At 69.7% G+C, this 19665-nt stretch carries 19 protein-coding genes; 13 read left to right on the top strand and 6 right to left on the bottom strand.

Annotated elements, in window-relative coordinates:
- From AB0E90_RS26670 to AB0E90_RS26660, 3 genes are read left to right on the top strand one after another with little or no spacing between them, the layout of a single operon-like run.
- Positions 1 to 2040, top strand: coding sequence for a serine/threonine-protein kinase (locus AB0E90_RS26670; protein ID WP_360411129.1), 2040 nt, complete (start codon positions 1 to 3; stop codon positions 2038 to 2040).
- Positions 2041 to 2044: 4 nt separating this feature from the next.
- Complete coding sequence (locus AB0E90_RS26665; RefSeq protein WP_360411126.1) at positions 2045 to 3427, top strand: hypothetical protein; 1383 nt, start codon at positions 2045 to 2047, stop codon at positions 3425 to 3427.
- A 25-nt stretch (positions 3428 to 3452) separates the two neighbouring features.
- Positions 3453 to 4052: a nitroreductase family protein gene (locus tag AB0E90_RS26660; protein ID WP_360411123.1), complete on the top strand. Its 600-nt coding sequence runs from the start codon at positions 3453 to 3455 to the stop codon at positions 4050 to 4052.
- Here AB0E90_RS26660 and AB0E90_RS26655 read toward each other — a convergent pair.
- Positions 4049 to 4492, bottom strand: coding sequence for a nuclear transport factor 2 family protein (locus AB0E90_RS26655; RefSeq protein ID WP_360411120.1), 444 nt, complete (start codon positions 4490 to 4492; stop codon positions 4049 to 4051). The genes AB0E90_RS26660 and AB0E90_RS26655 overlap by 4 nt on opposite strands.
- A gap of 424 nt (positions 4493 to 4916) precedes the next feature.
- Here AB0E90_RS26655 and AB0E90_RS26650 point away from each other — a divergent pair, with 424 nt between their 5' ends.
- Genes AB0E90_RS26650 through AB0E90_RS26625 form a run of 6 tightly spaced genes read left to right on the top strand, consistent with a single transcriptional unit; the run spans position 4917 to position 7901 of the window.
- On the top strand, positions 4917 to 5258 hold the full coding sequence (locus AB0E90_RS26650; RefSeq protein WP_360411117.1) for a hypothetical protein: 342 nt from the start codon (positions 4917 to 4919) through the stop codon (positions 5256 to 5258).
- A gap of 14 nt (positions 5259 to 5272) precedes the next feature.
- Positions 5273 to 5599, top strand: a complete 327-nt coding sequence (locus AB0E90_RS26645) for a hypothetical protein (RefSeq protein ID WP_360411115.1) — start codon at positions 5273 to 5275, stop codon at positions 5597 to 5599.
- Positions 5600 to 5605: 6 nt separating this feature from the next.
- A complete protein-coding gene (locus tag AB0E90_RS26640) occupies positions 5606 to 6403 on the top strand; it encodes a metallophosphoesterase (protein WP_360411112.1) in 798 nt (265 codons plus the stop codon).
- A gap of 34 nt (positions 6404 to 6437) precedes the next feature.
- Positions 6438 to 6878 (top strand): YbaB/EbfC family nucleoid-associated protein, encoded by a 441-nt coding sequence (locus tag AB0E90_RS26635; RefSeq protein WP_360411109.1) that lies wholly within the window; start codon positions 6438 to 6440, stop codon positions 6876 to 6878.
- Between the two features lies 1 nt (position 6879).
- On the top strand, positions 6880 to 7194 hold the full coding sequence (locus AB0E90_RS26630; RefSeq protein ID WP_360411106.1) for a type VII secretion target: 315 nt from the start codon (positions 6880 to 6882) through the stop codon (positions 7192 to 7194).
- A 2-nt stretch (positions 7195 to 7196) separates the two neighbouring features.
- On the top strand, positions 7197 to 7901 hold the full coding sequence (locus AB0E90_RS26625; RefSeq protein ID WP_360411103.1) for a hypothetical protein: 705 nt from the start codon (positions 7197 to 7199) through the stop codon (positions 7899 to 7901).
- Between the two features lie 65 nt (positions 7902 to 7966).
- Here the strand turns inward: AB0E90_RS26625 and AB0E90_RS26620 are convergent, their stop codons facing one another.
- Positions 7967 to 8359, bottom strand: coding sequence for a PIN domain-containing protein (locus tag AB0E90_RS26620; RefSeq protein WP_360411100.1), 393 nt, complete (start codon positions 8357 to 8359; stop codon positions 7967 to 7969).
- The gene (locus AB0E90_RS26615) at positions 8356 to 8622 is read right to left on the bottom strand and encodes a hypothetical protein (protein WP_360411097.1); all 267 of its coding nucleotides are present in this window, start codon (positions 8620 to 8622) and stop codon (positions 8356 to 8358) included. Before AB0E90_RS26615 ends, AB0E90_RS26620 begins: the two co-directional genes overlap by 4 nt.
- A gap of 207 nt (positions 8623 to 8829) precedes the next feature.
- Between AB0E90_RS26615 and AB0E90_RS26610 the strand changes: the two genes are divergently transcribed.
- Complete coding sequence (locus AB0E90_RS26610; RefSeq protein WP_360411094.1) at positions 8830 to 9774, top strand: acyltransferase domain-containing protein; 945 nt, start codon at positions 8830 to 8832, stop codon at positions 9772 to 9774.
- Between the two features lie 14 nt (positions 9775 to 9788).
- On the opposite strand, the gene AB0E90_RS26605 is transcribed toward AB0E90_RS26610, so the two are convergent.
- On the bottom strand, positions 9789 to 10208 hold the full coding sequence (locus AB0E90_RS26605) for a VOC family protein (protein ID WP_360411092.1): 420 nt from the start codon (positions 10206 to 10208) through the stop codon (positions 9789 to 9791).
- 194 nt (positions 10209 to 10402) lie between these two features.
- On the opposite strand from AB0E90_RS26605, the gene AB0E90_RS26600 reads away from it, so the two are divergent.
- Positions 10403 to 11254 carry a carbohydrate esterase gene (locus AB0E90_RS26600; protein WP_360411090.1) on the top strand — a complete coding sequence of 284 codons (852 nt, stop codon included), beginning with the start codon at positions 10403 to 10405 and terminating at the stop codon, positions 11252 to 11254.
- A gap of 38 nt (positions 11255 to 11292) precedes the next feature.
- Here AB0E90_RS26600 and AB0E90_RS26595 read toward each other — a convergent pair whose 3' ends face one another.
- Entirely contained in the window at positions 11293 to 14919 is a 3627-nt protein-coding gene (locus AB0E90_RS26595; protein ID WP_360411087.1) for a hypothetical protein, read from the bottom strand.
- A 374-nt stretch (positions 14920 to 15293) separates the two neighbouring features.
- Between AB0E90_RS26595 and AB0E90_RS26590 the strand changes: the two genes are divergently transcribed.
- Positions 15294 to 16910 (top strand): cellulase family glycosylhydrolase, encoded by a 1617-nt coding sequence (locus AB0E90_RS26590; RefSeq protein WP_360411084.1) that lies wholly within the window; start codon positions 15294 to 15296, stop codon positions 16908 to 16910.
- A gap of 323 nt (positions 16911 to 17233) precedes the next feature.
- On the opposite strand, the gene AB0E90_RS26585 is transcribed toward AB0E90_RS26590, so the two are convergent.
- Complete coding sequence (locus AB0E90_RS26585; RefSeq protein WP_360411081.1) at positions 17234 to 17530, bottom strand: FkbM family methyltransferase; 297 nt, start codon at positions 17528 to 17530, stop codon at positions 17234 to 17236.
- Between the two features lie 807 nt (positions 17531 to 18337).
- Between AB0E90_RS26585 and urtA the strand changes: the two genes are divergently transcribed.
- Positions 18338 to 19600 carry an urea ABC transporter substrate-binding protein gene (gene urtA / locus AB0E90_RS26580; protein WP_360411080.1) on the top strand — a complete coding sequence of 421 codons (1263 nt, stop codon included), beginning with the start codon at positions 18338 to 18340 and terminating at the stop codon, positions 19598 to 19600.
- Positions 19601 to 19665: the final 65 nt, after the last annotated feature.

Below are 19665 nucleotides of genomic sequence, written 5' to 3'. Positions count from 1 at the left end.
GTGACGCGTCCACTCTCGCCGGGCGATCCGCGCCGGCTCGGTGACTACGAGCTGCTCGGACGCCTCGGCGAGGGCGGCATGGGTGCGGTCTTCCTCGGCCGCGCCCCCGACGGCCGGCTTGTCGCGGTCAAGGTGATCCGCCCGGAACTGGCGTGGGACACCGAGTTCCGCGGCCGGTTCCGCAGCGAGGTCAGCCGGGCCCGCGAGGTGCCCGGCTTCTGCACCGCCGCGGTGCTCGACGCCGACCCGGACCACGCCACGCCCTATCTGGTGGTCGAGTACGTCGACGGCCCGAGCCTGCGCGAGGTGATCAAGGAGCAGGGCCCGCTGTCCGGCGGCGTCCTGCACAGCGTCGCGGTCGGCGTGGCGACCGCGCTGGCCGCCATCCACGGCGCCGGGGTGATCCACCGCGACCTCAAGCCGGAGAACGTGCTCTTCGCGCTCGGCACCCCGAAGGTGATCGACTTCGGCATCGCCCGCGCGCTCGAGGCGACCAGCCGGCACACCCGCACCGACCAGATGGTGGGCACGGTCGCGTACATGGCGCCGGAGCGCTTCGACTCCGACTCGGACCGGGACGCCGGGCCGCCCGCGGACGTCTTCGCCTGGGGCGTGGTGGTGGCCTACGCCGCCACCGGCCGCACCCCGTTCCGGGGCGACTCCCCCGGCGCCACCGCGGCCCGCATCCTCACCCAGCCGCCCGACCTGTCCGGCCTCGACGGACCGCTGCGTGACCTGGTCGGCCGGGCCCTGGCGAAGAAGCCGGAGGACCGCCCGACCGCGCACGAACTGCTCGGCCTGCTGCTGGCCACCGAACCGGGCCGGGCCCTGGAGCAGCAGCCCGAGCTGCGCCGGGCCGCGGAGGCGGCCGCCGCCGTGCACACCGACGTCGTGCCCCGGCGCCGGACCGGCCGGTTCCTGGCCGCCGCCGGCCTCGCGGCCGTGCTGGCCGCCATCGGCCTCTTCACCCCCGCCCGCGATCTGTTCTCCGGCTCACCCGCGTCCAGCTTCGTCACGCCGCCCGCCGCCAGTCGCATCGCGATCCCGGCCGCCTCGGCCCGGTCCCGGGTCCAGGGCCCGTCGGTGATCGACGCGCTGGACCGCCCGGCGCAGTGGAAGGCGAGCCGGTTCAGCGACAACGTCGACGGCTGGTGCGAGTTCGACGGCAAGCGCATGGTGGCGATCACCCATCTGTCCACCGTGCACGAGTGCGCCGGACCTACTGACGCGTTCGCCGGCGATCAGACCATCGCGGTCGACACGACCGTGGTCACCGTGGAGGCCTGCGCGGTGATCTGGTTCCGGGTCGTCGACCGCAGCGGTTACCAGGCTTCGTTCTGCCCGAAGGAGATCCGCCTGGGGCTGGACGACGACGGCGACGTCACCGGCGAGCAGAAGGTCGCCTCGACGGCGTTCCAGCCCGGCCGGACTCACCGGACCGCCATCGCGGTGCGCGGCGAGACCGCCCACGTGACGGTCGACGACGCGGAGGTGCTGAGCCTGCCGCTCACCGACCCGCTCCTGGCCGGCGGCCAGGTGAAGCTCGGCACGATCAACGACGCGCGGAGCGGGGATTCCAGCGCCGCGTTCGCCAACGTCGAGCTTCGCTCCCCGACGGTCGACCCGACGGCGAAGTTCCCCGACCTGCGCGGACCGGGGGCGGCCTCGTCGGTGGTCAAGCTCTACTCGTACGACCCGGCCGCACACGTCGTGGTGGTCGAGCCGGTGCTCTACCTCGCCGGCCCCGACTACTGCACCCTTTTCAAGATCAAGCAGACCGACGAACGGTGCAATCAGGAGACCACCATCGTCGAGAGCCACCTGAAGGTCACCCTCCCCGCGGCCGCCCGGCCCGCCCTGACCACCTGGGACGACCCGCAGGCCGAGGGCGACTGCATCGGCTCGATGACCAGCGGCGGACTCTGCCCGATCAAGCCGGCCGCGTTCAGCGAGTGGCTGAAGTCCGACCCGCTGGGCCTGGCCGCGGTGACCACAAAAGCCGGCCAGGCCACCAAGTTGGCCGAGATGTACCGGCCCTAGCCGCATGGTCGACCATCGATGGATCGAGATGGCCCTCGCCGCCAATCCGTCCACGCCCGAGGACGTGCTGACCGAGCTGGCCGAGACCGGCGACGATGAAATCCGGCTCGCGCTGGTGCAGAGGCGGATCGGGCGCCCGTCCCTGGAGGGTGTGGCCGGGGTGCTCGCCGGGAGGTCCCACGCCGGGGTGCGGGAGGAACTCGCGAGGGCGACCTACGTGCCCGACGAGGTGCTCGTCCGGCTGGCGGCCGATCCGGTCCGCGCGGTGCGATGGCAGGTGATCCAGCGGCCGATGGACGTGTTCCGGGCGGCGGACGGCCGCCCCTACGTGCCGGCGCAGGCCTATGCCATCCTCGCCCGGGACCCCGACGAGATCGCCCAGCGGGAACTCCTCGACAGCCGCGAAGCCCCGCTGCACATCAAGCGGGAGGTCGGGCAGCGGAACGAGAAGCTCCGGGATGAGGTCCTGCTCCGGTTCGGCGAACCGGACGAGGCCCGGGACGCCTATGAGCGCATGCTCTCCGGGGAGAAGGCCGATCAGCGGCGGCTGGCGCTGGCCTCGCGCCGGTTCCGGCCACCGGCCGAGCTGACAACCCGGCTTCTCGCGGACGAGCGGGACCGGCTTGCGGCGATCGAGCGGATTCCGCTGGACGCCGAGCTGGCCCGGGCGCTCGTCGCCGATGACGAACCGGCGGTGCGGCGGGCGGTGGCGGTCAATCCGGATCTGTCGCGGGAACTCCTGGAGGCTCTCGCCGTCGACCCGGATCTCTCGGTGCGGAAGGCTCTCACCGAGCGGCCGTACATCCCGCTGGATCTGCTCGACCAGGTCGACTATGGACCGGACCCGACCGCGTACCAGGTGGATTGGTTGTGGGAACGCCGGGAGGATCTGGCGCTGGTCGCCGAATACTCCCGGTCGAGCCAGCTCGCCTATCGGCGGACCGTGGCCCGGATGCCGCGGCTTCCGCGCGAGATCGTCGAGCGGCTGGCCACCGACGAGGACGACCGGGTCCCGGTCTTCCTGGCCGCCGTCAACGGCGAGCACGTGCCGATCCGCGTACTCGAAGAAGTGCTTCTGACCTGGACCGGCCACAGCAGCGCCGCGATGGCGCGCAACCCCCGCGTGCCGGACGAGTTCATCGAGCGTCTGAGCCGCTCGGACGACCACCACCATCGCTGGCTGGCCTACTTGACCGGCCGGCTGACCGCGGAGCAGCGCGCCCGGCTCGCCGACGACCCCGATCTCGCCGCGTGGCTGAAGCCGCCGCCCACTCCGGAGCAACTACGCGAACGGCTGGCCGACCCGTCACCGGACGTGCGGGCCGAAGCCGCCCGCGACCCCGGACTGCCGGTGGAGCTCATCAGGGAGTTATGGGCATCGAGGTGACGGCTTCGTCGGGTACGTTGCGGCGATGGACTTTCAGGACGTCGTCCGGCGCCGCCGCATGATTCGCCACTACGACCCCGACCGGCCCGTCCCGCCGGAGGTCGTCGACCGCATCATCGACAACGGCCTGCGAGCGCCCTCCGCCGGTTTCGCGCAGGGCTGGGGCTTCCTGGTCCTGGACACCGCCGCGGACATCGAGCTCTTCCGGACCGCCGCCCGCCCCGCCGAGGACCCGGAGCGCTGGTTCGCCGCGACCGTCCAGGCGCCGCTGCTGATCGTTCCGCTCGCCAACAAGGACGTCTACCTCGACCGGTACGCCCAGGCCGACAAGGGCCACGCGGACCGCTCCGACGCGTGGTGGCCGGCGCCGTACTGGGACATCGACACCGGCTTCGCCTCGCTGCTGATGCTGCTGACCGCGGTGGACGCCGGCCTGGGCGCCTGCTTCTTCGGCCTCCCCGCCGATCGCGTCGACACGTTCCGCCGCGAGTTCGGAGTGCCCGAGCAGTACAACCCGATCGGCGCGATCTCGATCGGCTACACCGAGGAACCACCCCGCGACCTGAGCAGCCGCCGCCGCCCGAAGGCCGACGTGGTGCATCGCGGCCGGTGGCAGCAGCCTTAGCCCTTGTCCACCGCCCGCAGCGCGGCCAGCAGGCTTTCCAACTGGCCCCAGGCCCGGGCGCTGGCGATCGGATCGATGTAGTCGCGCGACTCCACGATCAGCCCGTCCCGGATCCGCATGACGAAGACACACGGCACGGTGAAGGCCTCCCCGGTCTCGGCGACGTGCCCCTGGTAGGCGAACTCGGCGACGATCACCTCCGGGTCCGCTGTCTCGTGGACGGTCACGCCGACCGGCTTGCGCTTCAGCGTCCGTGTCTCCGGCGGCGCCGACGTGAAGTGCTCGTGCAGCTCGGCGCGGCTCCGCAGAGCCGGCGGCGCCAGCGGGTGGAACGGATGGCTGACGTGGGTCTGCTCGGCGTACAGCCCGGCCAGCTCCTCGTAGGGACCGTCACAGACCCCGTTGACCAACCGCAGAAAAACCTCACGCGGACTGTCCATCTGCTCGGCCCTCCCCCATCGACACCCGTGCAGTCAGCGCAACCGTAGCGACCCCGGTCGCGGCCGCCGGCACAGGTGGAATGGGAATGTCGCTCCAAGCGGGTAGCCCCGCGACGATAGTGTCTTGTCGACATCGATGGAGGTGACGTTGACTCCAAGATCCCGCGGTCACGGCAGCGGCGGCGACGACCCACCCTCCGGAGGCCGGGGCCGCCGGAGCCGTGGTGGGCGGCCGGGCAACGTGGAGCAAGGCGAGAGCCACGCCCGGGAGACGTTCCAAGATGGGCGGCCCACGGCTGCAGGCGGCGGCTCGGCGCCCTCTACGGGGTCGCGCTCGTCCTCGTCGAGCCAGCCCAAGGGTGTCCCGTACGGTTTCCGCGACTTCGGACAGTTCCGGGAGTTCGCGACACGTTTTCGGGGCCGGATGCGCGAGATCTATCCCGACCTGGAGATGGGGTTCCAGGGCAGTTCGGTCACCGGGCGAAGCGCGGATAACGGGGATCCGTTCGACCAGGGCCGGGTCAGCGACTACGACATCGCGATCAGCGGCGACTCGGTCTACCGGGCGGCGAACGAGAACGGCGTGCAGTACCGCGGCGACCAGGTGTCGACCGGGCCGCTGAGCGAACGCGACCTGGACCGGCTCGGTCTCGACGGCATAGTCGAGGACGTGTCGGCCGAGACGGGTCGCGAGGTCCACATCATGATCTTCCGTACTATCGAAGAGGCCGCCGGCCGTAAACCGACCATCAAGGTCTGGTTCTGAACGGGAAGCACAAAGTGATCTACGACGTGTACGGATACGGCGAGCCCAGCCTCGGCGACCAGCCCGGCAGGCTGGCTGAGGCTCTCGGCGTGGAGTGGGTCAAACACGAGAGCGACTACCGCGGCATCTACTTCGCGGCGCGGCCGCGGACCGGCGCCGGCAAGCTCCGGCTCCAATCCAACGACCTGCGCGACGGTGACGACGAGTACCACCAGGAGCCCGACTTCCCGGAGTACCGCTACCTGCTGTTCGTCGACAAGTTCGATCGCCCTGACGAGGTACGGACCCAGCTGGCACCGCTCCCCCAGTGGCGGTTCCTCTACCGCAGCGTCGTGGAGTAGCGGCTGATGCGGCTGGTCAGCACGCGACCGCAACGGCTGGCGACGGTTCCGTACCGGGCGGCCGGCCCGGGCGGCGTCCCCCAGAACGTCCAGCTCGGCGTCGAGCGGCTGCCGGTCGAAAAGCTTCCAGCCGGCTGCGACGCGGTACTCGCCACCGGAGATCTGCAGGGAGTCGCACCCTCGCCACTCGGCGGAAACCCGGTGCTGCTCGGCATCGCGCTCGCCGATTACCTCGGAGTGTGGGCGGACAGCGGGCTCCTGCCGCCGGCCGGCCGCGTCGGCGTCCTGCTCACCGGCGATCTGTATTCGGCACCAGGCGCCGACCGGCGCGGCGCCTCCGGGGCGGTCCTCGACGTGTGGCTCGCCTTCGCCGCTGCGGGATGCCCGATGGTGCTCGGGGTGGCCGGCAACCACGACGAGGTGACCGCCGCGGAGGTGACGGAGTTCGGCCCGGACGTCGCTCTGCTGGACGGTGACCGCCGAGGCTTCGGCGGCATCACCGTCGCCGGGATCTCGGGGATCATCGGCGACCCCGGGCGTGCCCTCCGGCGTATGGAGAAGGACTTCCTCACTACCGTCGAGAAGCTCACCGCGCCCGCGCCGGATGTGCTGCTCCTGCACGAGGGGCCGACCGGTGACCGGGCAGGTCAACTGGGCCGGGCGACGATACGCACCGCGCTGGAACGGCGAGCGCCACCGGCACTGACGCTCTGCGGGCACGTGCATTGGGACGAGCCGGTGGCGACCGTCGGCGACGGGCACATCGTCAACGTCGACGCCCGGGCGATCGTTTTCACGGCATGACCCATTTGTGCTGGTCGTTGTTAGACTCCGCCACATGCCCGAGGTCTCCGATACCCAGGCGTTCCTGGATCCGGACGCGTCCCGTGAGTACCTGCGCTCGTGGAAGGACAACGTCGACCGGGTGGCGGCGCAGGCAGCGGCCATGAGCGAGCAGATAGAGCGACTGCGCGTCCGGGCACGGGACGGAAACGGCCTGGCCGAGGTCACCATCGACTCCGCCGGGGTGCTCGTCGGCTTGGAGCTGACCGACCGCATCCGCCGTTTCGAGCCGGAGGTGGTGGCACGGGCGGTGATGAGTGCGCTGCGCGGAGCTCGGGCCGAGGCCGCCGATCGAGCGCATGACATCGCGGTCGAAACGATGGGGCCGGACTCGTTCTCGGCGCGCACCACCGCCGATCGAATGCGTCAGGTGCTGGAGCAGCCGGACTACGACCAGCCGCCCAGCGAGGACGAGCCGGACCCGAAGGGGCACTGACGTGTCGGACGCATTCCAGGTGGATTCGTCGCAACTGTTCCGGCACGCTGCCAACGTGCGGGCGATACGCGACCAGCTTGCGACGATCAAGGGCGCGAGCAGTGCGATCTCGCAGGACGACAGCGCGTACGGCCAGCTGTGCGGGTGGATCTCGGCAATCCTCGAGCGTCGGCACGACGGTCAGGATCAGCTTTACACGTACGTCGAGGAGAACCTTCAGCTGCTGGCCGACGCCCTTGACGCCACCGGCCGTGACTACGACGCCGTCGACAGCAACGCACAAAACGTGATCCGGGCCGCCGGCGGGCTGGACTGACGATGGTGTCGAACTCCTCCCTGGTGGCCACGTCGACGACCACCAGGACCGCGTACACAGGCATCTCGCTTGCCGACGGTTTCCAGGGCCTCCACCAGTCGGTACAGAGTGGCAGCTGGGTTGACGGCGTCCTGGCCGGCGGTTCCCTCGCGGGCGACGCAGCGGCCACCGTCATCGATCCGTTCAGCGCGCTGCTGGCCAACGGGCTGGGTTGGGTGATGGAGCATTTCGAGCCGCTACGCGACATGCTCGACAAGCTGACCGGTATCCCAGACAAGATCGTGGCGCACGCACAGACGTGGGCCAACATGGCGGGCGCACTCCAGACCATGGCCGAGGACCTCCGGGCGGGCCTCGCCGCCGACCTCCCCGACTGGGGCGGCGCCGCCGCCGAGTCGTACCGGTCGATGATGACCAACAACGTGGACGGGCTCGGCGGCCTGGCAGTGTTGGCCGACACCATGTCAGCTGCCACTCAAGCAGCGGGCAACCTGGTCCAATTCACCCGCGACATCGTCCGCGACTTGATCTGCGACCTGGTGGCGCGGGTGATCGTGTGGGCCGCCGAGGCTCTCGCGGTCGTAACCATCCCGATCGTCACCGCACAGATCATCTCGGCGGTCGCCAAGTGGTGCGGCCGGATCTTCGGTTACACCGGCGCGCTGATCAGCAGCCTGCAGAACCTGACCACCCTGATGGAGGGTTGAGCGCTCCAGGATGGCCCTGGATGCACGTGCGTGAGCAGACAGCGGTCAGCTTGTCGCGAGCGTCGTCAGACCCGGCGGACGACCAGCCCAGGCTTCGTCTCGGCGGCGGCACCCAGCTGCGTGATGTCGCCCGGATCGCTGGTGAAGACGATCGCACCGAATGCCAGAGCGACGGTGACCACGGCCGCGTCAACGACATCGCGAGTTCCCGCCTTGCCACACAGCACCCCGGCCGCCTTCGCCGTCTCGATGCCGACCGGAACCACCTCGCAGCTTTGCAGGAATCTGCCGAGCTGGACCTGTCGCCGGGCATCGCGCCAGGCTTGCGCTACGACAATGGCGGGAACGAGTAGCCGGCGTCCGTCCTCAACGGCCAGACGATGAATCGCCCATATCCGACGATTGTTGCCATCGATCGCCAGCAGCACGCCGGCGTCGTACACATAGGGAACGTTCACGCCGCCGCCGTAGGTGACGCACTCAAAGCCTCGGCGTCAGCGGCGGCCATCTCCGCCCGGGCCGCCGCGAGTTCCTCGGCCGTGAACGCACCGTGCTCCGCCTGCCATTCGGCAACCAGATGCCGGCCCACCCGGCGCCGCAGTTCACTTTCGGCGGCGCTTGCGACCAACCGTGACAGCGGGACGCCGTCCTCCCGCGCCGCAGCTCCGAGAGCCTCGACCAGCTCCTCCGGAAGCGTCACCGTGACCTTCTTAGCTGCCATACAAAGACCATACACCGATATGGCGGCCTCCTGACCTAGGAGCCGGCGGTGCGCCAGACGCACCGACACGCCCGGCGAAGGCTCAGCTTGCCCGATCACTCCCAGACCTCCGCACGGTCTACTGATTGCCGATACATGCTTAGTGACTATAGTCGTACGACAATAACAGCGCAGCCCCGTGGCGTCGGTGTCGGTAGGGTCGGTTGCGTGGATCTGGATTACATCGCCTTGCGGCTTGGCGTGGGTCGCGAGGAGGTCGAGCGGGTGCATCGGCTCGCCGGCGATCGGGCGGGGGCGCCGCTGCCGGGGAAGGCCGACGCGCCTGCGCTGCTCGAGCGGCTCGGGGTGCGGCCGGAGGATGCCGCCGAGGTCATGGCGGGCTGGCCCGATGCTGGTTCGCCGTTGTGGACCCCGGAGCTGAGCTGGCTGCTCGACCGTTCGATCGCCCTGGTCCGGGCCGATCTCGGCGGGCACGAGTGGCTGGCGCCCGGGCCGGAGCTGCCGCGCGAGCGCGGGCCCGCCTGGCGGCATCTTTATGTGTACGCCTACCTGGCCCTGCTCGACGTCGTGCGGGGGTACCACCGCGATCATGGCATCGCCGACGCCGTGGGGTGGGCGACGCTCGCGGATCTGGGCCGCAACCTCGCGGTCGACCGGCGGATGAACCGTGCGGGCTGGCCGGTCATGCAGGCCTGGCTGACACTGCACGCGCGCGGGGGCATCTACGAGTTGGGCCGGCTGCAGCACCAGCGTGGCGACACGTCCATCGACCTGCACATCCCGGAGTCGGGGCCGATGACGCCCGAGGCGGTCGAGGCGTCGCTGGACGAGGCTCGCGCGTTCTTTCCGCGGCACTTTCCCGACGAGCACTACACGTCGTTCTCCTGCGGCTCGTGGCTGCTCGACCCGCAGCTGCGCGAATACCTGCCGGCCGGCTCCAACATCATCCGGTTCCAGCAGCGGTTCGAGCTGGAGCCGTACGAGAAGGGTGATGGCCCGGACGCCGACGTCGAGGTGCTGCGGTTCGGCTTCCGCACCCTGACCACGCCGCTCGACCGGCTGCCGCGCGGCAGCGTGCTCCAGCGCGCGATCGTCGACCACCTCCGGGCCGGTCGCCACTGGCACTGGCGGCGTGGGCAGTTCCCGATCTAGGCAGGCGGCCGGAGTCAGAGCCGGCTCAGCGGCGATCGATCGCCCACCGACCACTTGTGGCCGAACGGATCGGTGAAGCCGCCCTGCCGGTGCGTGCCCCAGGGTGCGCTTCGGTCCTCGATGGCCGACCCCGCGGTCGCGCCGGCGGCGACGGCGCGTTCGACGATGCGGTCGGGGTCGTCGGTGAAGAGCTCGACGCGGGCGCTCGTGACGCCGGCCCGGCCCGGACTGGTCTCCGCGGGATTGTCCGGGTTCACCTCGTGCAGGAAGAACGGGGCGCCGGCGATCTCGAGGCCGACCACGCCGCCCAGGTTCCACAACTCGGTCGCGCCCAGCGCCGTCCCGTACCACGAGGCCGCGGCGCCGGCGTCCGGGACGATGAGCATCACCGAGATCACGGGAGACGCCGGACGATCTTTCGGTTCATCGGTCATCCGAACAGCATGCCGGAAATCGCGTGCGGTCGGGCGCCTGTCCACCCGTACACAATCTTGAGCAATTGATTTCCTTCAATATTAAAAACCGCTCGTCGCATGGTCTCTACCGCCCGGCGCAGTGGCCAGGTAAGCGCTTGCCCGCTGAATTTTGCAGGCGTCACGCTGAGGCTCCGTCCCCCATAGGAGGAACCATGCGTAAGGTTCGCCTGCTGTTCGTCTCCGCTCTCGTGATACCCCTGTCGCTGGTGGCACCGGGCGCCGCCTCCGCCGCGATGATCGCCCCGCCCGGCTGCAGCGTCCGCGCCGAGCCGGAGGCCGCCACCGCCGCCGCGGTGGCGACGACCAACGTCTGGATGGCCGGCGACTCGACCATGGCCAACCCCAGCTCCACCTGTCCGGTCGGCTGGGCGACCGAGTTCGACGGGCAGTTCCACACCAACATCGTGGTGAACAACCTGGCGGTCTCCGGCCGCAGCATCCAGACGTGGCTCTACGAGAGCGGCGTGACGTCGACCAAGAACTCGGCCGGCGAGTGCACCCTCAGCTCGACGACCCCGTCGACCAACTGGCAGAAGACGCTCGACGGCATGAAGGCCGGCGACTACCTCTTCATCCAGTTCGGCATCAACGACGGCGACAGCGCCTGCCCCAAGCACGTCGGCAGCGCCCGTTACCAGCAGCTGATGACCATGATGGCGCAGACCGCTCAGGCCCGCGGCGCCTTCCCGGTCCTGGTCACGCCGGTCGCGGCCATCGCCTGTTCGGGCAGCACCGCCACCCTGAACCGCGGCTTCTACCCGGAGACCTTCGCGGCCGGCACCGCCACCGGCGCCCCCGTCATCGATCTGCGGACCCTCAGCGTCAACTACTACAACTCGCTGGGGCTCTGCCCCAACAACGGCGATTACACCGCCGGGCTCGTGGGCCAGTTCTTCTGCAACGACCACACCCATTTCGAGGCGTACGGCGCTCGCCGCATCATGCGACTGGTGACCGGCGCCCTGAAGACGCAGAACATCGCGCTCGCCGGATCCCTTCTGTAGCAACGCGTCGCCCGCCGGACGATCCGGCGGGCGACCGCTCATTCCGGTGTCGCCTTCTTCCCGAGCAGCTTGAGGTACTTGGCCTCCCACACCTTGTCGATCTTGATCAACACCTGGTCGAGATCGCCGAAGATCTCGCCGAGGCGGGCGTTGAGGAAGTTCGGGTTGTTGATCACGTCGCCGAAGGCGTCCCAGATGTGTTCCCACGCGAAGGCCCGCGGAATGTCCTTCTCGCCGGCTGCCGGCGCCATGGCCTGCCGCAGGGCGCGGCTGGTCAGCGGGCTGCCGGACCGGGCGAGAGCGCGGTCGACGACGAGATCCTGCAGCAGGTGGGTGGCCGCGCCGTGCTCCGGCGCCGTCTTGGCGATCGCCGAGATGTCGAGGAACGACTCGCCCTTCGTGACAACCTCCGCGAAGAACGCCGGCTCGGTCAGCTCGAGGTGGCCCGGCAGCAGGTTGATGACCTCGTCCGGTGCCTTCTTGGACAGGTCGAGCACGGCCGCCAGGAACGCCTCGGCCTTGTTGGTCAGATCCAGGTGCAGGGTGACGATCTCGCCGTTGGCGACGTTGCGCAGCGCCACCTCGAACGGCTTCCCGACACCCTGGGCCGCGAGATCGATCGCCCGCGCCTGGACCCGGGCCACCGTGTCGGCAACCGTCTCGGCGTCGGTCAGCGCCTCGTACGCGACCCGGAGGTCCTTCGCCATCTGCGGGTTCGTGCTCTCGAACAGGGCCATCGCCTGGCCGAGCGGCTGATCCGGGCTGATCTCGCCGATCGGCGTGGACGGCTCCGCGCCGCCGAGCGCCTCCACCGTCTGCGCGCGGACCTTCGCCGTGTTCGCCACCGCCTCGTCCAGCAGCGCGGCGTCCCCACCGGTCGCGCGGATCAGATCGTCGAGCCCGCCGGCGTCGCCGCCCACATCGGCGAGCATCCGCTCCAGCTTGGCGGCGTCGCCACCCGCGGCGGCCAGCAGCCGTTCCAGCGCGGCCTCCTCGGTGATCACCGCGCGCAGGCGGGCCAGCGCGGCCGCCTCGGCGCCCGCTTCCGCGGCCACCCCCAGCCCGAACAGCCGGCCCGCCCAGGCCACGAACTTGGCCCCCAGCACCAGCGAGGCGACGTCGAAGGCCGCGCCACCGACGAGCTTTCCCCGCTCGTACGCCGAAAGGCTGTCGTCGGAAAAGGCCTGGTAGAGCTTGTAGCCGGCCATACAGGCAACAACCACAATGCCGATGACCAGGAGTACGCCGGAGATCGCCCCGATGAACGACGCGATCGCGGCGAGCGCCGTGAACACCGCCACGATGCCCGCGAGGCCGGCCACCAGCGCCCCGATGATCACCGCCACCACGACGATCGCGATGACCACCAGCGCGATGACGGCCAGCACCTTGACCATCTCCCACGCGGTGGCGAGGAAGCCCACCACGAACCCGGCGACGAACCCGGCCGCACGATCCCACCAGCTCTCGTCCTCGATCTCGGCGGCCCGCTCGTCGATACGCCGGCCCACCTCGTCGAGCATCTTCTGCTGCGCCACGATGCCCTCGCCGACCTTCCGGGTCACCTCGGCGAGCCCGCCGGCCTCCTGCTCGGCCCACTTGCGATCGGCGTCGGCCAGCGCCTTCGCGAACGTGCCCGTCACGCCCGCACGCGTTTTCGCGTACTCGGCGAGCGTCTCGCCGGCCTGCCCCGTCATGCCGCCGACGGTGGCCCGCGCCGCCTCCCCCGTGCGCTGGGCGAAATCGGTCGCCGCCTGCGCGGCCGGCGCGATGAGCAGGTCGGCCTGCTGCCGCATGTCGTCGGCGACGGTCCCGGCGGCGAAACTCATGCCGCCGGCGCTGCTCTGCACGAGCCGGTCCAGCTCCCCGAGGAACTCGGTCGCCGTCACGTCGAGCTCGGCGGCCGCCGCCGTCAGGTCGGCGGCGGACACCCCGGTGAGCGCGTCGGCGACCGCGGCCGCCTCGTCCAGCCCGGCCGTGACCTCGGCGAGGGCCGCATCCACGCCGGCCAGCCCGGCTTGCCGGTTCCGCTCGATCGCCGTCATCGCGGCGGTGGCGGCCCGCGCCACGTCGCCGGCCGCCGCCCGCATCGCGGTGAACTGCTCGATGACGGCGCTGCGGTCGCTCGCCACCTGCGCGAGTGTCTGGTCGGCCGCCCGCTCCACCGCGGACACCGCGGCCGCCCGCCGGTCCGCCACCCGCTGCCGCGCCGCCGACAGGTCCGCGCCGGCCATCTGCTCGGCGACCGCCGCGCCCTCACTGCGGAACTTGCCGGCCAGCGCGGCCATGTCCTGGCGCGCCGTGCCCGCCGTCGCCTCGCCCGCCTTCATGATCTCGCCGGCCGTCTCCTGGGAGATCTCCCGGGCGGCGCGTGCCTTCCGGGCCCCGCGCTCGGTGGGTTCGAGCACCTTGGCCCTGGCCTGCCCGATCGTGACCGCCTGCACGGCCCGGTCCCGGGCGCCGGCGATGGCGCGCTGCGCCTCCCGCTCCCCGCCGGCGACGGCGGCGGTCGCGTGCCGCTCGGCGGCGGCGAGGACGGCGGCCTGATTCTCCCGCAGCGCGGTGTCGAGGGCCGCGAGGGTGGCGTCGGCCTCGGCGTTGATCCGGCCGACCTCCCGTACCCGCGCCTCCTGCACCGCCGCCTCCGCGCCGCTCGCGGCCTGTGTCGCCGTCGCGATGCTCTCGTCGGTGACGGCCAGGATCCGCGCGGCCTCGCCGTCCGCCGCGGCCCGGACCCGTGCGGCCTCCGCGTCGGCCGCGCCCCGCAGCGCCGACCGAGCCTGCTCACCGGCCGCCACCACGTCGGCGCGGCGGCTGGCGACCCGCTCGACCAGGGCGGCGGCGGTGGGCACTTGGGCAGCTTTCGCCGCGCCGGCCACCGGAGCCGGCCGAGGACCACCGTCACGCTTCGCCACGGTGGGCGCCGGCAGCGCGACGGCCGCCATATCGGCGGGCCCGGCAACGGCCGTCCCTGTCGCCGGCGCACCGGCCGCGGCGGGTGCGGACGCCTTGGCGGTTCCAGGCGCGGTGGCCGTGGCAGTTGCCGGCGCGGCGGCCGTGGCGGTGGACGCGGCGGCCGTGGCGGGTGAGGACGCGGCGGCCGTGGCGGGTGAGGACGTGGCGGCCGTGGCGGGTGAGGACGCGGCGGCAGTGGCGGGTGAGGACGTCGCGGTGGCGGGCGCGGCAGTCGCGGTGGCGGGTGAGGACGTCGCGGTGGCGGGCGCGGCAGTCGCGGTGGCGGGCGCGGCAGTCGCGGTGGCGGATGCGGCGGGTGCGGCCGCAGTGGCCGTCGTGGCGAGCGCGGCCGTCGCGGGTGCGGTGGCGGAAGCGGGCATCGGTTCTGGCCCGGCTGGCGTGGCGGCATCGAGGATGTCCGCCGCAGGTGCCGCGGCGAAGGAGGCGGGCGTCGACGCACCCGCCGTGCCCTCCGCGGGCGGCGGCGCGACCAGACGGGCGACGGCTGCGTTGCCGACCGAGCCCTGCAGGGCCAGCAACATCTCCGGGGTCAGCCCGCCGCCCGCCGGCGCACCGACGGCGGCCATGTCGGCAAGCTGCCGGGACAGGACGCCGGATCCGGCTTCGAGCGCCGGCGTCGCGACGGCGGTCGGCGTGACGGACCGCTCGACGGCATCCGGGCCGGTGCTGACCTCGCGTTCTGCGGCCATCCGCCCATCGTGGACGCTGGCGTCCGGGGATGCCGCTGTCAGTCCACTTGGCGACAGGCATCAATGCGTCGCGCCGAGCATCACCGGCCGCAGACGACGCCGGCCAACCCGGGCGATCCGGCACCGCCCTCCCCCGCCACCGAACCGGCGCAACCGGTCAGCTCGGCGAGTTGCGGCCCAGCTCGGCGTCCCACGCTCCCCCTCTCCCCAGCGCGCACCCGTGCCCGGTCACGACATCGGGGAGTACCGTGAGGAAAAATCAATCGAAGCGCTTCGATTGACACGCTGGCGCGCCCGTGTCAACACTCTTCGGCAGGCGCGGACTGGATTCACCGCCAGTTCAAGTGCCCAAGACCCGTACGAAAGGAATGTTTATGAGTTCGATCGTAAGGAGGGCCGGGCTCGCAACCGCTGCCGCCGCTCTGGCCCTCACCGGAGCCGCGTATGGCGTAGCGAGGTCGGCATCGGCCGACGTCGTGGCCGAGCTGACCGCTCCTCAGCTGGTCGCCGACATGGGTGCCGGCTGGAACCTGGGCAACCAGCTGGAAGCCAACAACAACGGAATCCCCAGCGAGACGGCGTGGGGCAACCCGGTCGTCACGCAGGCCCTCATCGACCGGGTGAAGGCATCGGGATTCAAGACGATCCGCATCCCGGTCTCCTACTTGGGGAACATCGGGGCCGGCCCGAACTACACGGTCAGTTCCGCCTGGCTGACCCGCATCGCCGAGGTCGTCAACTATGCCTACAACCAGGGCCTCTACGTGATGATCAACATGCACGGCGACGGCTACAAGTCGGTCACCGGTTCCTGGCTGATCTGCGATTCGTCCGACCAGACGACGATCAAGGACAAGTACCAGAAGGTCTGGCAGCAGGTCGCGACGAAGTTCTCGAGCTACAACGATCACCTGATCTTCGAATCCATGAACGAGGAATTCGACGGGCAGTACGGCACCCCGACCTCGGCCTGCTATTCGAACATCAACGCCTACAACCAGATCTTCGTGGACACCGTACGGAAAACCGGCGGCACCAACGCCTCACGGTGGCTTCTCGTCCCGGGCTGGAACACCAACATCGAGTACACCGCGGGCAGCTACGGATTCGTGCTGCCGACGGACACGAACCGGTCCAGCTCCATCCCCAGCGCCGAGCAACGGCTCATGATCTCCGTCCACTATTACGACCCGTGGGATTTCGCGGGCCAGGAGGACGGCACCATCACGCAGTGGGGAGCGGCCGCGACCAACGCGGCGAAGAAGTCGACCTGGGGCCAGGAAGACTACATGGACACCATGCTGAAGAAGATGTACGACGCCTTCGTCACCAAGGGATATCCGGTATTCGTCGGTGAGTACGGCTCGATCGACAAGACGACGTACGACTCGGCCAACAACACGTACCGGGCGAACTACGCGAAGGCTCTGGTGGCCACCGCCAAGAAGTACGGCGCGGCCACCGCCTACTGGGACAACGGCTACAACGGCCAGCACGGCTTCGGCCTGTTCGACCGCACCACCAACACCGTGACCCAGCAGAGCATCATCAGCGCCATCATCACCGCCGCCGGCAGCAGCACGCCGACCACTTCACCCACCACGGCACCGACGACGACGCCCACTTCCGCGCCGACCACGACGCCGACCACCGCCCCGACCACCAGTCCCGGCGGCACCAGCACCTGCAAGGTCACCAACGCGGTCAGCGCCTGGAACACCGGCCTGACCAACAACGTCACGATCACCAACACCGGCACGTCCGCCATCAACGGCTGGACGTTGTCCTTCACCCTGGCCGGCGGCCAGACCATCACCTCAGGTTGGAACGCCACCTACTCCCCGACCAGCGGAGCGGTGACGGCGACCAACGTCAGCTACAACGGCGGCCTGTCCGCGGGAGGCTCGGCCAGCATCGGCTACCAGGCCACCCACACCGGCAACGCCGCCGCCCCGACCGGCTTCAAACTGAACGGCGCCACCTGCAGCTGACTCACTGACCCACCCACCACGGCGGGCCGGAGCCGCCCAGCGGCCCGGCCCGTCGTGATCAGTCCTCATCAAGGGCTCAGCCCAGGAGTCCCCCGAGGAGCGGCACGCGCTGAAGCAGGCTCCCGGCGAGCCCGTTCGAGGTGTTGTAGTTGGTGACCTAGTTCCGGTTGTAGTTGGTGTTGTAGTTCGTGCTGTAGTTGGTGCCGTAATTCTTGTTGTAGATGGTGTTGTAATTGTTGCTCTTCGTGTTGTTGAAGTTAGTGCTGTGGGTGTTGCTGTGAATGACGTTGTTGGTGGTGTCCGGCTTTTTGTCTTCGTGGACGCTAGGCGCCGCGCTGGCGGGCTCTGACGACCGAATGAGACAGGGTGGCTTCGGCGGGCCCGTCCTCGATAGTCACGGGCCCAGTCGCTCCGACCGCCGCAGCATTGACGACCGCGACGTTGGTCAGTCCATTCAGGTCGACCGTGCGTTGCAGCAGCGAGCAGGTCCACGGGTGAGCCTCGACGGCAATGACCCGCCCCGCCGGACCGGCCAGCCGCGACAGAACAACCGTCTCCGTTCCGTACTCCGCACCGAGCTCGACTTCGGTGTCCCCCGGGCGCACGGTATAGCCATACATGAAAACGTCCCGCGTCGCCTTTTCGACTACCCGAAAACCGGCGCCGCGCAGCGTGGGGCAAACCAATGTCCCACCTTTGTACCGGTGGATCCACCCACCGGTTCCAGTGTCCCGACTTACCTTCGCAGGGTCTCGCTGCTTGACGGCTACATGTCCCATTCGAAGAAGCGACTTAGCGCTATCAGTAACGTTCATCCGGACCCTTCTGAGCTGGACGGGCGGCTGGGCGACGCTGTCCTGAAAGCGGCAGTCGTCTCCCGCCGTCGTACCAACCCCGCCGGCCGGCCATCGGTCACGCTGACGGATTTCCGGACGCTCCAGACCTGGTCCGGGTTCGACGTGAGGCTGATCCGCCGACCACTGTGAGACCTAGAACCGCGTCAGGCCGGCCGGTCCGGCAGCAGCTCGGCAGGACGTCCGCCGTTGCGCTCGTGGTGGCCTAACGGTGAGGCTCCATCCGTCTCCAGGATGTCAGAACTGTGCCATGCGAGTCGCACCCATGACGGAGTCTGGCAGAACTTTGACATCGCAGATCGTTGATCATCCCCGTATTTCCAGCACTATCGCATCCGGATCGCTCCGGCGGCTACAGAGTTGGAACATTCAAGAAATGTCAGAGCAATGACTCGCGGCCAGTCTGCTCTCACTAGCAACAGCGGCCGGCGGCACGGGGCGGGGAGTTCGGACGACGGCGGCTCGCCCTGGACATTTTCATCCGCACGATCCGCCGTGCCGCGACCCCGGCGTCACGCCCCTTCAGCAGGAACGGAGTTCTCACATATGTCCAGCACCAGTAAACGGCTGCGCGTGCTTGTGGCTACGGGCGCCATCGGGACTCTTCTGCTCGCCGGCTGTGGCGCCCGAGCCGGCGACGACACCGCCGCCGCCGGGTCGTCCGCGGCGGCCAGCTGCGTCGACACCTCCGGCAGCACCATCAAGCTCGGCTTCCTCAACTCCCTTACCGGTGGGATGGCGATCTCCGAGAAGACCGTCTCCAACGTGCTGCACATGGCCACCGACGAGATCAACACCAGTGGCGGCATCCTCGGCAAGAAGATCGAGTACGTCCAGGAAGACGGCGCCACCGACTGGCCCACCTTCGCGGAGAAGACCGAGAAGCTGCTCACCCAGGACTGCGTCGCCGCGATCTTCGGCGGCTGGACCTCGTCCTCACGCAAGGCCGTGAAGCCGGTCGTCGAGAAGCTCAACGGCCTCTTCTTCTACCCGGTGCAGTACGAGGGCCTCGAGTCCTCGCCGAACATCTACTACACCGGCGCGACCACCAACCAGCAGATCATCCCGGCGATGGACTTCCTCGCCTCCAAGGGAGTGAAGAGGCTGTTCCTCGCCGGCAGCGACTACGTCTTCCCCCGCACCGCGAACGCGATCATCAAGCTCTACGCGGCCAAGCTCGGCATCCAGATCGTCGGTGAGGAGTACGTACCCCTCGACAAGGACGACTGGACCAGCCAGGTGGCGAAAATCGTGGCGGCCAAGCCCGACTTCATCTTCAACACCATCAACGGCTCGTCGAACGTCGGCTTCATCAAGGCGTACTACGACGCCGGCCTCACGCCCGCGAAGACGCCGATCATCTCGGTGTCGATCGCCGAGGAGGAGGCGCCGGCCATGGGCCACGCGGTCACCGGCAACTACGCGTCCTGGAACTACTTCGAGTCGCTCAAGACCGACACCAACCCGAAGTTCATCCAGAGCTGGAAGGCCTACCCCAAGAGCAGCGGCGTCACCTCCGACCCGATGGAGGCCGCCTACATCTCGCTGTACCTGTACAAGGAGCTCGTCGAGGCGGCCGGCTCATTCGACGTCAACGCGGTGAACGCCGCGGCGAAGACGAAGACCATCACGTTCGACGCGCCGGAGGGCAAGGTCACGCTCGACGGCAAGAACCACCACATCTCCAAGCCGGGCCACATCGGCCAGATCAACGCCGGCAACCAGTTCGACATCGTCTGGGCCTCCGACAAGTTCATCGAGCCGGACCCGTACCTCGAGGGCTACGACTGGTTCCCGGCGGCGATCCGCAAGCAGCTCGCGGACGCGGCGGGCTGATCCCCCACTTGGACGCGGGGTTGCGTGTCGCCCGCGGCACGCAACCCCACCCCCACAGAGAGAGC

The organism is Actinoplanes sp. NPDC026619 (assembly GCF_040638295.1).
Taxonomy (GTDB): Bacteria; Actinomycetota; Actinomycetes; order Mycobacteriales; family Micromonosporaceae; genus Actinoplanes.
The sequence above is the reverse complement of the archived record's forward strand: the minus strand, read 5'-3'. Positions and strand labels throughout refer to the sequence as shown.